The organism is Arthrobacter sp. 'calajunan', from assembly GCF_046940185.1.
Taxonomy (GTDB): Bacteria; Actinomycetota; Actinomycetes; order Actinomycetales; family Micrococcaceae; genus Glutamicibacter; species Glutamicibacter soli.
In genome coordinates, this window is record NZ_JBKZDY010000009.1 from 42,103 (window position 1) to 56,913 (window position 14,811).

16 protein-coding genes, 1 tRNA gene and 1 riboswitch are annotated in these 14,811 nt (G+C 63.5%); of the genes, 10 read left to right on the top strand and 7 right to left on the bottom strand.

The window, feature by feature from the left end:
- Positions 1 to 165 (top strand): hypothetical protein, encoded by a 165-nt coding sequence (locus tag RF641_RS13855; protein ID WP_157359268.1) that lies wholly within the window; start codon positions 1 to 3, stop codon positions 163 to 165.
- On the opposite strand, the gene RF641_RS13860 is transcribed toward RF641_RS13855, so the two are convergent.
- Positions 162 to 698 carry a YdeI/OmpD-associated family protein gene (locus RF641_RS13860; RefSeq protein WP_120991615.1) on the bottom strand — a complete coding sequence of 179 codons (537 nt, stop codon included), beginning with the start codon at positions 696 to 698 and terminating at the stop codon, positions 162 to 164. The genes RF641_RS13855 and RF641_RS13860 overlap by 4 nt on opposite strands.
- A gap of 398 nt (positions 699 to 1,096) precedes the next feature.
- Between RF641_RS13860 and RF641_RS13865 the strand changes: the two genes are divergently transcribed.
- Positions 1,097 to 1,378, top strand: a complete 282-nt coding sequence (locus RF641_RS13865) for a Pr6Pr family membrane protein (RefSeq protein ID WP_286163650.1) — start codon at positions 1,097 to 1,099, stop codon at positions 1,376 to 1,378.
- A 315-nt stretch (positions 1,379 to 1,693) separates the two neighbouring features.
- Here the strand turns inward: RF641_RS13865 and RF641_RS13870 are convergent.
- Positions 1,694 to 1,777, bottom strand: a tRNA-Leu gene (locus RF641_RS13870).
- Between the two features lie 282 nt (positions 1,778 to 2,059).
- Here RF641_RS13870 and RF641_RS13875 point away from each other — a divergent pair.
- Genes RF641_RS13875 through pknB form a run of 7 tightly spaced genes read left to right on the top strand, consistent with a single transcriptional unit; the run spans position 2,060 to position 11,372 of the window.
- The gene (locus tag RF641_RS13875) at positions 2,060 to 2,893 is read left to right on the top strand and encodes an FhaA domain-containing protein (protein WP_424573418.1); all 834 of its coding nucleotides are present in this window, start codon (positions 2,060 to 2,062) and stop codon (positions 2,891 to 2,893) included.
- On the top strand, positions 2,890 to 3,369 hold the full coding sequence (locus tag RF641_RS13880) for an FHA domain-containing protein FhaB/FipA (RefSeq protein WP_047120591.1): 480 nt from the start codon (positions 2,890 to 2,892) through the stop codon (positions 3,367 to 3,369). The genes RF641_RS13875 and RF641_RS13880 overlap by 4 nt, the downstream gene beginning before the upstream one ends.
- A 3-nt stretch (positions 3,370 to 3,372) precedes the next feature.
- The gene (locus tag RF641_RS13885; protein WP_047120590.1) at positions 3,373 to 4,770 is read left to right on the top strand and encodes a protein phosphatase 2C domain-containing protein; all 1,398 of its coding nucleotides are present in this window, start codon (positions 3,373 to 3,375) and stop codon (positions 4,768 to 4,770) included.
- Positions 4,767 to 6,164, top strand: a complete 1,398-nt coding sequence (locus RF641_RS13890; RefSeq protein WP_047120589.1) for an FtsW/RodA/SpoVE family cell cycle protein — start codon at positions 4,767 to 4,769, stop codon at positions 6,162 to 6,164. The genes RF641_RS13885 and RF641_RS13890 overlap by 4 nt, the downstream gene beginning before the upstream one ends.
- Entirely contained in the window at positions 6,161 to 7,624 is a 1,464-nt protein-coding gene (locus RF641_RS13895) for a peptidoglycan D,D-transpeptidase FtsI family protein (protein WP_424573419.1), read from the top strand. Before RF641_RS13890 ends, RF641_RS13895 begins: the two co-directional genes overlap by 4 nt.
- On the top strand, positions 7,621 to 9,438 hold the full coding sequence (locus RF641_RS13900) for a protein kinase domain-containing protein (protein ID WP_047120587.1): 1,818 nt from the start codon (positions 7,621 to 7,623) through the stop codon (positions 9,436 to 9,438). Before RF641_RS13895 ends, RF641_RS13900 begins: the two co-directional genes overlap by 4 nt.
- On the top strand, positions 9,438 to 11,372 hold the full coding sequence (gene pknB, locus RF641_RS13905) for a Stk1 family PASTA domain-containing Ser/Thr kinase (protein ID WP_424573420.1): 1,935 nt from the start codon (positions 9,438 to 9,440) through the stop codon (positions 11,370 to 11,372). The genes RF641_RS13900 and pknB overlap by 1 nt, the downstream gene beginning before the upstream one ends.
- 57 nt (positions 11,373 to 11,429) lie before the next feature.
- Here the strand turns inward: pknB and RF641_RS13910 are convergent, their stop codons facing one another.
- From RF641_RS13910 to RF641_RS13920, 3 genes are read right to left on the bottom strand one after another with little or no spacing between them, the layout of a single operon-like run.
- The gene (locus tag RF641_RS13910) at positions 11,430 to 12,074 is read right to left on the bottom strand and encodes an anthranilate synthase component II (protein ID WP_047120585.1); all 645 of its coding nucleotides are present in this window, start codon (positions 12,072 to 12,074) and stop codon (positions 11,430 to 11,432) included.
- The gene (locus RF641_RS13915; protein WP_047120584.1) at positions 12,071 to 12,241 is read right to left on the bottom strand and encodes a hypothetical protein; all 171 of its coding nucleotides are present in this window, start codon (positions 12,239 to 12,241) and stop codon (positions 12,071 to 12,073) included. The genes RF641_RS13910 and RF641_RS13915 overlap by 4 nt, the downstream gene beginning before the upstream one ends.
- 9 nt (positions 12,242 to 12,250) lie before the next feature.
- Positions 12,251 to 13,018, bottom strand: a complete 768-nt coding sequence (locus tag RF641_RS13920) for a class E sortase (protein ID WP_052772602.1) — start codon at positions 13,016 to 13,018, stop codon at positions 12,251 to 12,253.
- Between the two features lie 221 nt (positions 13,019 to 13,239).
- On the opposite strand from RF641_RS13920, the gene RF641_RS13925 reads away from it, so the two are divergent.
- Entirely contained in the window at positions 13,240 to 13,494 is a 255-nt protein-coding gene (locus RF641_RS13925; protein WP_047120583.1) for a cell division protein CrgA, read from the top strand.
- 7 nt (positions 13,495 to 13,501) lie between these two features.
- On the opposite strand, the gene RF641_RS13930 is transcribed toward RF641_RS13925, so the two are convergent.
- Together RF641_RS13930 and RF641_RS13935 are read right to left on the bottom strand one after the other, a co-directional pair.
- On the bottom strand, positions 13,502 to 13,819 hold the full coding sequence (locus RF641_RS13930; protein ID WP_047120582.1) for a DMT family transporter: 318 nt from the start codon (positions 13,817 to 13,819) through the stop codon (positions 13,502 to 13,504).
- A gap of 14 nt (positions 13,820 to 13,833) precedes the next feature.
- Positions 13,834 to 13,902, bottom strand: a riboswitch (guanidine-III (ykkC-III) riboswitch).
- A gap of 2 nt (positions 13,903 to 13,904) precedes the next feature.
- Positions 13,905 to 14,789: an ArgP/LysG family DNA-binding transcriptional regulator gene (locus tag RF641_RS13935; RefSeq protein WP_047120581.1), complete on the bottom strand. Its 885-nt coding sequence runs from the start codon at positions 14,787 to 14,789 to the stop codon at positions 13,905 to 13,907.
- Positions 14,790 to 14,811 lie beyond the last annotated feature (22 nt).

A 14,811-nucleotide genomic window follows, 5' to 3' on the forward strand; every position in this document is an offset into this window, starting at 1 on the left:
GTGCGCAATTCACGGTTCTTCACCGTCGCCACCGCGGTCGTGGCCCTGCTGGTGGTGCTGGGCATGGTGGTCATGAGCAGCGGCGTGCTGGGCCTGATCTTCGATCCCGAGCCGGAGCTCGACACCTACTATCTGCTGAAGGCCGCACTGCCCGGCTGGTCCTAGACGATCAGCTTTCCGCCCTTGGCGACCTCCGGGTCGGTGCAGGAGGACAGGTCGAAGCAGCAGGGACGGCGCTTGCCGTCCAGCAGCTTGGAGATGCTGACCTCCACGCGACGCTGTCTGGTCTGCGGATTCTTGGTCGCGCCGACCCAGCGCACCCACTCCCAGCGCGCCATCGGGGTCAGTCCTGCCCAGGTCCCGTCCAACTCCGGGGTGTCCTTCAGCGCCGCGGAAAGATCCCCCGGCACCTCGGTTTCCGGCCAGCTGCCGCAGAGCTGGGCGGTGAAGGCCAGCTTCGAGCCTGGTTCAGCGTCGATATCCACCGGTCCGCTGCCGTCGATGGACAGCCAGTGCCCCTTGCGCCCGTCCGGGTCGAGCACGACTGTGACCGTGTCGCAGGCACCCGACAGTTCCACCGCAACCTGGCCGCGACTGGGCAGCCGATCGCTGGATTCCTGGTCGAATGCGACGATTCGCCGGTCGGCGATCAGCCGCACGATTCCGGTCAGTTCAAATGCTTCGCCCTTGGCAGCCATCAGCCCATCCCTTCGGTGAATTCCCGAGACTGATTTTATGCCACCGGACCACCGTCGGGAACGCCCCGGCATTGGAACACTCCGCGTTACCAGGATTCTTTTCCCGTGGGGATCACGCGCGCGGCCCCAGGGCTCGACCGGATCAACCAACGCTTCGTGGCTTGCCTGGGCTGCCGTGCGCGGCGTGATGGGCCTACTGCTTCCCGCGGCCTTCGCGGCCAGACCCGGGCCACCATCGAAAGGACCGTAGCGCTCGACCGGGATCCGGTCACCACAATGGCCAATTTCTTCAACTACTGCACGATCCTGTCCAATATCTTCTGCGCCGTGGTGCTGCTGCTTGCCGCATGGCCGATGACCAGCCAGGGCTCGAGGCCGCGTGACACCGCACGGCCGGCCTGCTTGCCTGCGCAACGACCTATATGCACGTCACCGGCGTGGCCTACAACCTGCTGCTCAGGGGCATCATGCTGGATCAGGGCATCACCGTGCCCTGGTCGAACGAGGTCATGCACCTTTTCGGTCCGGTCGTCACGCTTCTCGATGCGCTTTTCGACCCCAAGCCCCGCGCGCTGCCCTGGAAATCCGTGGCCTTGGCGCTCACCTTCCCCCTGGCCTGGCCCGGATACACCTGGATCGGCGCTCCGTTCGCGACGACCCCGGCGACAACTCCGGGGTGATATCCGTACCCTTTCCTCGACCCTCATCCGCAGGGCGGCTTCGGCCCGGTCGCGGGATACGTCACCGGCATCGCCGTGGCCATCGCGGTCCGCGCCTGCGCCGTCAATGCGCGGGGCCGCTGGCGGCACGCCCGGAAGGCGGCTTCTTGATAGCCGACACGAGGCGCCCGCCGGAGTAGTCCGCGCCGGGTGAGATCTGCACGACGCAAGAAGGTGTTTTTGCAGACGGCCTTGGGCCGCGAAACAGGTGTTCCAAGGCAAAGAAATAACCTCCGGTTCGAGATTCAGATCTCAAACCGGAGGTTATCCATTTTGTGCGCGAGGGGGGACTTGAACCCCCACGACCTTGCGATCACTGGCACCTGAAGCCAGCGCGTCTACCAATTCCGCCACTCGCGCATATTTACTTTTTCGCTGCCCACTCTCGCGGCAACAAGAATTAGCTTACACACACTTTTACCGATCACCTAATCGAAACGGTACTTTGTGGTCAGCAACACATTTGCAACTTTTTTAATGCCCGCTCCGTTGGCCTATTGCACCACGTGTTCGCCAGCAAATTTCCGGCAATTGCACAGCTGAAAACAGTAAGATCGACAATGAAGTTCCGTGTTCTGGTCGTAATGGCCACCTCAATCGGGGCTCGATAGATATCCAAAAAGGTAGGAAGGAGCGCGAGTAATGGGCTTTCTCGACAAGGTCGAACGAGGCTTGGAGAAGGTCGTCACCAGCTTCTTCCGGGGCACCAGCACCAGCGAGATCAAACCCGTAGAGCTGACCACCGCCCTGCGCAATGAGATGGATCGCGGCATTCTGCCAATTAGCGAGGGCCGCAGCCTGGCGCCGAATGACTTTGTCGTTTCCCTGAGCGAGAAGGACTTCGAGACCGCCAAGGGATGGGGCTCATCCGTCGTCAACGAGCTGGCTAAGGTTACCGCGGAACACGCAAGCACCCAGGGCTACTCGGTGCAGAGCGACATCATGATCCATTTCGTCTCCGACCCGAACTTCAAGGTCGGCGAGATGGAGATCAACGGTTCCATCAAGGATGCCAGCTCCAAACCGGCCGCCTCTGCCCCGGTTCGCGAACCGGCGCCCAAGCCATCGGGCGCCGCCGTAATCCCCCGCGAGCCAGCTTCCCCGAAGACCACCGCCCAGCCGCGCCCAACCAGCCGCCCGAAGCCCGAGCCCGCGGCACCTTCCATCCCCAAGCAGGCGATCTTGGAAGTCGACGGCGAACGTTTCGCATTGCACCATCACTCAATCGTTCTCGGCCGTTCGGCCAGCACCGACATCCCGGTGGACGACTCGGGAGTTTCGCGCCAGCACGTCCGCGTCGAGACCCGCGGACAGAATACCTATGTCGTCTCCGACCTCGGTTCCACCAACGGAACCTACGTTGATGGAAAGAAAATTTCCTCTGAAACCCGTATATTTGACGGTTCAATCATCAATATCGGACAGACGAAGATCGTCTTCCGACTGATTACCACGAACAACGGAGACCATGCATGAATGACCTCGTTCTGAGCCTGCTCCGTTTGGGCTTCCTTGTCCTGATCTGGCTGCTCGTTCTCAGCGTGGTCGGGTCGATGCGCCGCGATCTGGCCATCGGCTCGCGGTCGCGCACCGGAAAGCCGAGCGCCCGGGCGCTGAAGAAGAACCCCGAGCTGGCCGAGCCGGAACCGACCACCCGCAAACCCGCAAGCGCATTGCAGATCCTCGAGGGCCCCCTGGCCGGACGCACCATCACCCTGCAGGGGCAGCCGATCCTCTTCGGCCGTGCCCAGGATGCGACGGTGGTCCTGGAAGACGACTACGCCTCGGGACGCCACGCCCGCCTGTTCCCACAGGGCTCGCGCTGGTTCATTGAAGATCTCGGTTCCACCAACGGAACCTTCGTAGGAGACAGCCAGCTGACCCGTGCCCAGGCAGTTGAGCCGGGGCAGCGCATCCGCATTGGGAAGACTGTCTTGGAATTGAAGGCTTAGCCTATGGCTTTGAAGCTTAAATTTGCCGCCAAGTCCGACGTCGGACGAATCCGCAAGAAGAATGACGACTCCGCCTATGTGGGTCAGCACCTCGCGGTACTGGCCGACGGCATGGGCGGCCATGTAGGAGGCGACGTCGCCTCGGCCTCCACCGTGCTGGATCTGGTGCATCTGGACCGTCCAGTGACGGCCGATCCGCAAAATGCGCTGCCGGATGAAATCCAGGCCGCCAATCTCGTCTTGAACGAACTGGTCGGCGCCAATCCCAAGCTTTCCGGCATGGGAACCACCGTGACCTCGCTGCTCCTGTCCGGCTCGACGCTGCACATGGCCCATATCGGCGACTCACGCGCCTACCGCCTGAAAAACGACGTTTTCGAGCAGATCAGCACCGACCACACCTTCGTCCAGCGCCTCGTCGAAGAGGGGCGCATCAGCCGCGCGGAAGCGGAAATCCACCCCCACAAGAACGTGCTCCTGCGCGTGTTGGGCGATTCGGATGCTTCCCCCGAGCTCGACGTCCAGCAGCTGGAGGCAAGCGTCGGCGAACGCTGGATGCTCTGCTCGGATGGCTTGACCGACGCAGTGCCATTGCCGGTCATCGAGGAAATCATCCGTTCGACCCCGGACATGGATCAGGCGGTCAACGACCTGGTCGCGATCACGCTGAAGAACGGCGCACCTGACAACGTCACCGTGGTGATGTTCGAAATCGTGGAAGACCAGGCCCCGGACGGCGATGAACCGGAAGCGCTGGAGCCAGCTCCGGATACCGGCCAGCTGGCAATCGCCGCGGAAGGCGATGTCGAGGCCAGCGCCTCGCTGCTGCGCCACGAGATCTCCCAGCGCCCGCACCTGCTGGTGGGGGCCGCCCAGCTGGCCACGCAGACCGGCCAGATCCCTGTCGTCACCCAGCACACCGGGGAACGCCGCGCAGCCGCCCTGCTCACGCACCGCTCCCCCGCGGCCAGCGGCGTGCTGGATCCCATCGAGGAATCGCTGCCGCATCGACGCTGGCTGATGCCGATCCTGTTGACCTTGACGGCCGTGCTGGTGGTGATCCTGGGGGCCTGGGGCTACATGTGGACACAGACCCAGTACTTCGTCGGCCCGGTGGACGGGAAGGTCGCCATCTACAAGGGCGTGCCGCAGGAGCTCGGCCCGATTTCCCTCTCGGAAATCGACACCGTCAGCTCGGTTCCGCTCGAGGCGCTGCCGGAGTACTCGCGCCAGCGTGTTGAGTCCACCATTCCGGCCGACAGCCGGGAGCACGCCCAGTCAATCATCCAGGAGCTTCTGGTCACCGCGAAGCAGAACTGCCCGGTCCAGGTTCCGGGCAATGCGGACAACCAATCCACGCAAACGCCGTTGCCAAGCTACTGTCAGGAGATCATGCAATGACCGAAGTGCAAACCGCACCGGTGCCTCGGCGCAATCTCGAGCTCCTGCTGCTGCTGCTGGCCCTGTGCGTGGGCGGTGCCGCCTTCTTCCTGGTCGGCAGCGCCACCGAGGACAACGACAGCAAGAACTTTTTGATCCAGATGGGGATCATGGGCGCCCTGGCCCTGATCATCCACGTACTTCTGCGGATTTTCGCCAAGTATGCCGATCCGGTAATACTTCCGATCACCGTGGCGTTGAACTCCCTGGGCCTGGCGATGATCCACCGCATCGACCTGGCCAAGGGCACGTCCCAGTCCAGCCGACAGCTGATGTGGACGGCCATCGCCATCCTGGTCGCGGCCCTGGTGCTGTGGGCGGTGAAGGACCACCGCATCCTGCGGCGTTTCACCTATATCGCGCTGCTGGCATCCATCGTCCTGCTGCTGCTACCGCTGATTCCGTTCCTGGGCGCCACGATCAACGGCGCGCGCATCTGGATCCATGTCGGCCCGTTCTCGCTGCAGCCCGGCGAGCTGGCCAAGATCACCCTGTCGATCTTCTTCGCCGGATATCTTTCGTCGAACCGCGACCTGATCCTGATGGCGGGCCGCAAGGTCGGGCCGCTGCAGCTCCCGCGCATGCGCGACATGGCTCCGATGGTCATCGCCTGGCTGCTGTCCATCGGCGTGCTGGTGGTGCAGCGCGACCTCGGCTCGGCCATCCTGTTCTTCGGCCTGTTCATCCTGATGATCTACGTGGCCACGGCCCGCATCTCCTGGGTCATCATCGGTCTGCTGATGGTGGTGGTCGGCGGCGTATTCGCCGCGCTGACCATGGGCCACGTCGAACGCCGCGTGAACGTCTGGCTCAATGCCTTCGACCCGGAGATCTACCAGGCCCGGGGCGGCAGCGCGCAGATTGTCGAGGGCCTGTTCGGCATGGCCGACGGCGGCCTGTTCGGCACCGGGCTCGGCGGGGGTTCCCCGTACCGCGTCCCGCTGGCCAACTCGGACATGATCATCGCCTCCTTCGGCGAAGAGATCGGCCTGATCGGCGTCACCGCGATCGTCTTGCTGTTCATGCTGCTGGTTTCGCGCGGCCTGCGCGCCGCGCTGGGGGCCCGCGACACCTTCGGCAAGCTGCTGGCCAGCGGCCTGGCCTTCACCCTGGGCCTGCAGTGCGTGGTCATCATCGGTGGCGTCACCCGGCTCATCCCGCTGACCGGCCTGGCCACCCCGTTCATGGCCGCCGGCGGCTCTTCGCTGCTGGCCAACTGGATCATCATCGCCCTGCTCCTGCTCATCTCGCACAATGCCCGCCGCCCCATGAGCGGCACCGTAGGACCTACCGATGAAATCGCAACTCCCTCCACCAGCAGGCTCAAGGACCGGAAGGCGGTGACCAATCAGTGAATCAGGCAATCAAGCGCGTATGGGTCGCCCTGACCGCAATGTTCCTCATCTGCCTCGGCGCGCTGAGCTACATCCAGTTCTTCAACGCCGAAACCCTCAACGACAACGCCCTGAACAAGCGGCAGCTGTTCCGCGAGTTCGATCTTCCGCGCGGCGCCATCTTGGTGGACGGCAAGCCGATCGCCGAGTCGGTGGAAACCGACGACGGCCAGTTCAACTACCAGCGCAAGTACACCGATCCCGAGCTGTATGCGCACCTGACCGGCTACTACTCGCTGGCCAACGGCACCACCCAGCTGGAGTCCGAGCTGAACGACTGGCTGACCGGCTCGAGCTCCGACCTGCTCTTCGACCGCCTGGCCGGAATGTTCACCGGCCAGAAGGCCGAGGGCGCTTCGGTGGAGCTGACAATCGACGGCAAGCTGCAGCAGGCAGCCTATGACGCGATCCCTGACGGCCTGCGCGCCAGCGTGGTGGTCACCGACCCGAAGACCGGCGAAATCCTGAGCATGGTCTCCAAGCCGACCTTCGACACCAACGACCTGGCGGTCCACTCGACCTCCGAAGCGGCCAAGAACATGAAGAAGATCAGCGAGATCGACGGGTTGAGCCCCTACGTCAACCCGGCGATCGGCGACCTGGTCTCCCCCGGCTCCTCATTCAAGATCCTGAGCACGGTTGCCGCGCTCGAGTCCGAGCACTACGACATGAACACCGTGATCAAGAACCCCGCGTCGGTGAACTACCCGGGATCCAGCAACACGATGAACAACTTCTACGAGGGCATCTGCGGACGCCGTTCCGAGGCCACCTTGGAGTTCATCTTCGCGCAGAGCTGCAACACCCCGTACATGGAGATCAGCCAGAAGCTCGGCCTGGAGAAGTTCGCGGACGTGACCGAACGCTTCGGCTTCGGCCAGCAGCTGGACATCCCGCAGTCGGTCACCCCGAGCCAGTTCCCGACCAAGGACATCACTGCGGCGCAGCTGGCCCAGATGGCCATCGGCCAATACAACAACAAGGTTACCCCGCTGCAGATGAACATGGCCGCCATGGCCATCGCGAACGACGGGGTGATCATGAAGCCGAACATGGTCAAGAAGGTCACCGCTCCGGATCTGCGGGTCATCGAGGAACCGAAGCCGAAGAAGTTCTCCACGGCGACGACCCCGGAGGTCGCGGCGGACCTGAAGTCCCTGATGAAGGGCCCCGTGCAGTCGGGCACCGCCATGAACGCTGCGGTTCCGGGTGTCGACCTCCGTGCCAAGACCGGCACGGCCCAGGTGAAGACCCTGGAGGACGGCACGCCGATCGTGAACTCCTGGATCACCGGCTTCGCGCCGGCGGATGATCCGCAGGTCGCCATCACGGTGACAATCCAGCAAGTAGACTACAACACTGGCCACAACACGGCCGGGGCAATCATGAAGAAGATGGTAGAGGCGGTGTTCAACAAGTGAGGCCAATAACCGGCACCACCTTGGGCGGGCGTTACAAGTTGACCGATCGCATTGCAATCGGCGGCATGGGCGAAGTATGGAAAGCGCGGGACCAGGTTCTTGGACGCCTCGTGGCGATCAAGATCCTCAAAGAGGAATACACGAACAACGAGTCGTTCCTGACCCGCTTCCGCGTCGAGGCCCGGCACACCGCGCTGCTGAACCACTCCGGCATCGCCGGCGTCTTCGACTACGGCGAGGAGGAAGGCTCGGCCTACCTGGTCATGGAGCTCGTTCCAGGCCCGCCGCTGTCCACCATCATCGAGCGCGAGCGCAAGCTCGACGTGGACCGGACGCTGTCGCTGATTGCCCAGACCGCGCGGGCTCTGGCCGCCGCCCACGAGCACGGGCTGGTGCACCGCGACGTGAAGCCGGGCAACATCCTGGTCATGCCCTCGGGCACCGTGAAGATCACCGACTTCGGCATCGCCCGCCTTGCCGACCAGGTCCCGCTGACCGCCACCGGACAGGTCATGGGCACCGCCCAGTACCTGGCCCCGGAGCAGGCCACCGGGCAGAACGCCACCGGCAGCTCGGACATCTACGCGCTGGGCGTCATCGGCTACGAATGCCTCGCCGGGCGCCGCCCGTTCACCGGCGAATCGCAGATCGCCATCGCCCTGGCCCAGGTCAACGACGCGCCGCCGCCGCTGCCGGAGACCATCCCGGCCCCGGTGCGCCAGCTGATCATGTCGATGCTGGCCAAGAACCCCGCCGACCGCCCGGAAAACGCCACGGCGCTGGCCAAGGCTGCCGACGCCCTGCGCGCGGGAGACACCAACACCGCGACGCTGGCAGTGCCCGGCATGCTGGCTGCCGGCGTCGCCGATGACGCGACCCAGGCGCTGAACCTCGAGGACGACGCGACCCAGGCCTTCTCCGCCGCGGATTCCGCGCCGGCGATGACCAACGCCATGCCCACCGTGGTGGCCCCGGCCAACCCGGCGCAGGACGAATTCACCGTCTCCAGCGCCGGCGACGGCGAGGGGTTCGACGACGAGGACGCCGACGTCCAGGAGTACCACGAGGACCCGGAGCGCAAGCGCAGCCCGTGGGTGATCCCGCTGGTCGCGATCATCGTGCTCGCCGCGCTCATCGGCCTGGCCGCCTGGCTGATCCCCGCGTTCACCGGCAACAACGATGGCAAGAGCCCGACGACGGAAACCACGCAGAGCACCGAAGCCACCGAAACCACTGCGGAAACCACCGAATCCAGCGTGGAAACCACTGCTCCCACGCAGAGTTCCCCCACCGCTTCGCCGAGCGAGACCCAGAAGGAATTCGTCCAGGTCAGCTCCTCGCTCGTGGGCAAGGACATCGACACTGTCATCGCCGAGCTGAAGTCGCTGGGCTTGGAGGTCAACGACGTCGCCCAGGAGACCTCGGACGCCGATCCGGGCACCGTGCTCTCCGTGAGCCCTTCGGGCAGCGTCGAGGCCGGTTCGACCATCAAGGTCGTCTACGCCATGGCCGCGCAAACCGTGCAGGTTCCATCGGTGTCCGGCATGAGCTTCAGCGCCGCGCAGCAGCTGCTGCAGTCCGCAGGCTTGGCCGCGGTCAAGGGTTCGGAAACCTTCGACGAGTCCGTGGCCGGCACCGTGATCTCCCAGAGCGTCCCCGCCAAGAGCGAAGTCGCCCCCGGGACCAGCGTGAGCCTGACGGTTTCCAAGGGCCCGGAGCCGGTGTCGTCCCCGACCGCCACCCCGACCGCGACTCCAACGCAGACCTCCGATTCGACGGACGCTGCGCAGGATGAGGCGCCAGGCGGCGAGTAATGAGCGAATTTGAACCGCTGCCTGCGGGACTTCCGCGCCTGATCAACGAGCGCTATGAAATCGAGTCGCTGATCGGCCGCGGCGGCATGGCCGACGTCTACCTCGCGACCGACCACGTGCTGGCCCGCCAGGTCGCGGTCAAGGTACTGCGCCAGGACACTGCCGGCAATCCGATGGTCGTGAACCGCTTCCGCCGCGAAGCCAAGGCCGTGGCCGGGCTCAGCCACCCGAACATCGTCGCGGTCTACGACACCGGACTGCTGCCGGCGACCGACCAGTCTGCGGAGGCGCTGCCCTTCATGGTCATGGAGTACGTCACCGGCCGCACCCTGAAGCAGGTCATCGCCGACGGAGACGTCGACGACCACCATGCGGTCGAGCTGATCCGCGGCGTCTGCTCCGCCCTGGACCACTCGCATTCCAAGAACGTGGTGCACCGCGACATCAAGCCGGCCAACGTCATGGTCACCGAGTCGGGCCATGTGAAGCTGATGGACTTCGGCATCGCGCAGGCGCTGGACAACTCCGCCACGATGACGCAGACCGCCGCGGTGGTCGGCACCGCGCAGTACTTCTCCCCCGAGCAGGCGCGCGGCGAACAGGTCGACTACCGGACGGACATCTACTCGGCCGGCTGCCTGTTCTACGAGCTACTCACCCACAAGCCGCCCTTCACCGGGGATTCGCCGGTGTCGGTGGCCTATCAGCACGTCGGCGAAGCACCGGTCCCGCCCAGCGAGGCCAACCCGGACATCAACCCGATCTACGATCCGATCGTGCTCAAGGTGCTGTCCAAGGACCGTGACGAGCGCTTCCAGTCCGCCGGCGCCTTTGCCGACGCCTTGGAGGACGCCTCCCGCGGCGTGGAATTCCACGAATCCACGGTGCCTACCTACACCATGCCGATCTACGGCACACACGACTCCACCGAGACGCTCTACGCGGCCGAACCGGCCCCGCTGACCAACGAGCACCCGGTATTCGCCACCCGGTCCGAAGCACGTGCCAACGACCAGCCCGGGCACAAGACCAACCGCGGGTTGATCGTGCTGCTGACCATCATCGCGCTACTCGCCGTGGGCATCGCCAGCTTCCTGGTGATCCGTTCAATCCAGGCGGACCAGGAGCGCAAGGCCCCGGTCGCCGTGCCGAGCGTGCTGAACATGTCCGAACAGGACGCCACCAGCCTGCTGCGCAACGCGACGTTCAATGTGAGCGTGAAACACGAATTCAGCGACGAGGTCGACGAGGGCAACGCGACCCGCACCGACCCTGTCACCGGCCAGGAGATCGCCAAGGAATCCACCGTGGATCTGTACATCTCCGACGGCTCGGAGCAGCGCACGATCCCGAAGAACCTTGAAAACCAGTCCGAAACCGCGGCGCGCGATGCGCTGCGCCAGGCCGGGCTCGAGGTCGGCGAGGTCAGCCGCGAGAACTCGGCGACAATTCCGACCGACTGGGTCATCGGCACCAGCCCGGAGCTGGGAGCAAAGGTCAAGGCCGGTTCCAAGGTCGACCTGATCCTGTCCACCGGCCAGGTCACAGTGCCCGCCGCGACCAACATGTCCCAGGATGAAGCGACCAAGGCCCTGACCGCCGAGGACTTCCAGCTCAAGGTCCAGTTCATCGATGTGGAGACCTACGACCACGAGCCAGGCACGCTCTTCGCGCAGGATCCGGCCGCTGGCACCGACGTTGAGCAAGGCAGCCTGGTCAAGATCTCGGTGGCCAAGGAGAAGCCCGAGCAGACTCCGACCCCGACGCCGACCCCTTCGCCGAGCGCTACGGTCAGCGAAGACCCCCAAGACCAGCCTTCCGCATCTGACGATGATAATGGCAAGGGAAACGGTGGAAATAACGGAAACAACAGCAACTCGTCGAATAATGGACGAGATCGAACCCGGCCTACCACCGGTCCGCAGACCGAATAACCGCCATTAAACGCATCGCGCCGGACCAAGGTCCGGCGCGATGCGTTTGAGCGCTGTTTATTCGCCGCTGAATAGCGGGCTGAGTGTTGACGCCTTCTCGGCCGCCCCGGCCAGACCGACGAATTCCAGCCAATTGCCGAGCATCTGGTAGCCCTGCTCGGTCAGCACCGACTCCGGGTGGTACTGCAGGCCCCACAGCGGCGCAGCACGGTGCGCCAGCCCCATGATGACGCCTCCCTCGGTCTGGGCAATGATTTCAAGTTCGTCGGGGATGCTCTCGCGCACTGCAGCCAGCGAGTGGTAGCGGGTGGCGGTGAACGGATTCGCCACCTTGGCAAACACCGGATGCTCGTCGTGGGAGACCAGCGAGGTCTTGCCATGCATTAGTTCCTCGGCGTGGGTCACGACCCCGCCATAGGCCTCGGCTAGCGCCTGGTGGCCCAGGCAGACCCCGAGCATCGGCTTGGACTGCTCGCCGCACCACTTGATCAGCTCGATGCTCACGCCGGCGCCTGCCGGGTCGCCCGGGCCGGGGGAAACCAGCACCCCGTCATGCTGGGCGGCCAATTCGGCCGCCTGTGCGAAGGAGAGGTCGTCGTTGCGGTAGACGGTTGTCTGCGCGCCCAGCTCCTGCAAGTACCCCACCAAGGTGTAGACGAAACTGTCATAATTGTCGATCACGAGGATCTTGATGCTGCTCACTGGGTGCTTTGGCCAATCGTCGAGTCGGTGAACGGGCTGATGTACTCATTCAGCCACGGGAAGACATACATCATCAGTAATAGCACGACGGCGGCAATGAGGATCAATGATTCGATAATACGAAGCCACATAGGACCGGGCAGGTTGCGGAAAATCCAGGCGTACATTGTTCTCCCCTAGCTGGTTGCCTTGGCAACAAGATCGCGAATTGCCAATGGCGGCCCGGCATCAAGCGGCCGCCAATCGGTCAGCTCCGAGTATGCGATCATGCGCTGGCGCGTCGTGTACTTCGGGTGGCAGGTGGTCATGGTGAGAATGGAGTCCGTTGGTTCGGCACCCCACTCGTGCGGCACGGGAAGCAGGACCTCCCCATCGGAGGGATTCACGATCTCCGTCTTGGACCAGGTGTAGGTGTAATAGCCGTCCTTGGTCTGGAGGTAGATCTTGTCGCCCTCGTGGAGCTTGTCGATGTCCCAGAACACCTGGCCATGCGTCTGGCGGTGCGCCGCCACCGCGAAGTTTCCCTTTTCTCCGGGCTGCTGGGTGTTCGGGTAGTGCCCGATGCCCAGGTTGTTGATGACGTCGTCCCCCACCCCGTTGGTGACCGGATGGTAGGTTCCGTTCGATCCCCACGTCGGGAAATACATGATGCCGAAGGTCTCCCCCGACCCGAATTCGGACACCGGCGCCGGGCCGTAGTCCTTGCCGTCGTCCTTGACCTCCGGAATGACCACTTCGCCGAGGTTTTGAACCAGATTGTTCGTGACTTCCTGCTGGGCCTGGGCCGAATCGATGTTTGTCCACCACAGTTCCCACGCCACGTAGAGCATGAGCACGATGCCGAGGGTAATCAGCAGCTCACCGAAGAACCCGGCGATCCGGCTACCCACTGACTGCCGAGGGCGGGTCGCTCGGCGGCCTGTCGCGGTTGCGGCACGGTTCACGTCGATCATGCTCCTTGTTTAAGGGCGGGCATCGGTAAAGGCGCAAGCTCCTTGGCGAGGAGTCGTTCCGACTCTCTGGGCAGGACGCATTACCGTTAGTATGGAAGCTACGCAGGAAAACTGGAACGATGCGAACGTTCTCCTGCACCTAGCGTACCGGGAGGATCCAATCGTCTCCCACATGTACTACATTATGCGGAAGAAGCTAAGGGAGCATTCGAGTGCCGGAGTCAAAGCCACGACGCAAGAACAAGCCACAGTCCCAGGAGAACCAGGGATCCCATGCCGTGGATAAGCCGATGCCCGCTTGGTACAAGCCGGTGATGTTCGGCCTGATGCTTCTGGGCCTGGTGTGGATCATGGTCTACTACATTTCCCAGACCCTGTTCCCGATCCCGAACATCGGCGGCTGGAACATCGTCATCGGCTTCGGCATTGCCATGGTTGGATTCTTCATGACCACAGGCTGGAAATAGACCCACATTAGTGGCTGACGGCTTTCAGGCCGATCACGCATCCAACCAGGCCGAGAATGAAAACCATCTTCAAAATGGTCACCGGCTCCTGCCCCGTGGCCATCGAGTAGATGACGGTCAGCGATGCACCGATCCCCACCCAGACCGCGTAGGCGGTTCCGGTGGGGATTTCTTTCATTGCGTAGGCTAGTCCGCCCATGGAAAGCAGCAGTGCCACGAAGAATACGACGGTGGGGACCAGCCGCGACAATCCGTCGCTGAGCCCCAGCGCAGTCGCCCAGACGGCTTCAAAAATCCCGGAAACAATCAAGACAAGCCAGTACATCGCCAGATTCCTTCTCTGGCCGTCTTGTCGTGATCCCGGGTACGGCTCCATCGTCCGGATGCGGACCGAAGTGCCCGCTTGGCATTCAGGTTAGCAAATCCAGGCCGCTCTCGCTGGCCACCTGAAGCAGTGTGGATTCCAAGCGTCCGAGAATCTCCGAATCCACGGACCAGCGCTGAAAATACAACGGGACGTCGATGAACCACCGATCATCGAGCTCTTCGAGCCCGTGAACTTGAGCGAGTTGTTGTTCGGGGACCATCCCCCATCCCATGCCCGCCTGGATCGCGCGCAAGAACTGCCATGAATCCGGAACCATGTGCACTGCCCCGTGCCGCTGGCCCGGATCCAGCCCCAGCTGCTCCAGCAAATGGTGCTGCAACCGATCTTCGCGGTCGAAAATCATCATGGGGGCGGTTAGGAATCCATCGGAGGATCCACGGGCGAAGTGCTCCCGGGCCATCCCGGGGGTGCACGCTGCTCGATAGCGCAACGCGCCGAGCTTGCGGACAGTGCATCCTTGGGCGGCAACCGAGCTATTGGTGACCACCGCGCTGACCCGCCCGCTGCGCAAGGTGTCGAGGGATCGACTCTCATCCATGCGCAGGATCTCGACCGAAACATCGGTCCAGCGGGCCAGCTCGTCGAAAACCGGCGTAAACCAGGTCGATAGCGAGTCGGCATTCACTCCCACGGCGATCTGCTGGTGGCCTGTCAGGGAGATCTCGTAGGAGAATTCTGCGCTCAACGCCGCAATTTGCCGCGCATACCGCAACACCTTGATTCCCTGCTCCGTCGGAACCACAGGACGGCTGCGCACGACCAGCACGGCCCCCAGCCTGTTCTCCAGTGCCTTAATCCGCTGACTCACGGCAGAGGCAGTAATCCCCAGATCAATGGATGCATCATCGAAGCTTCCAGCATCCACGACGGCCAACAGCGTCTGCAGGTGTTCCACATCGAATTTCACATTAGATACCCTAATGCAGAAT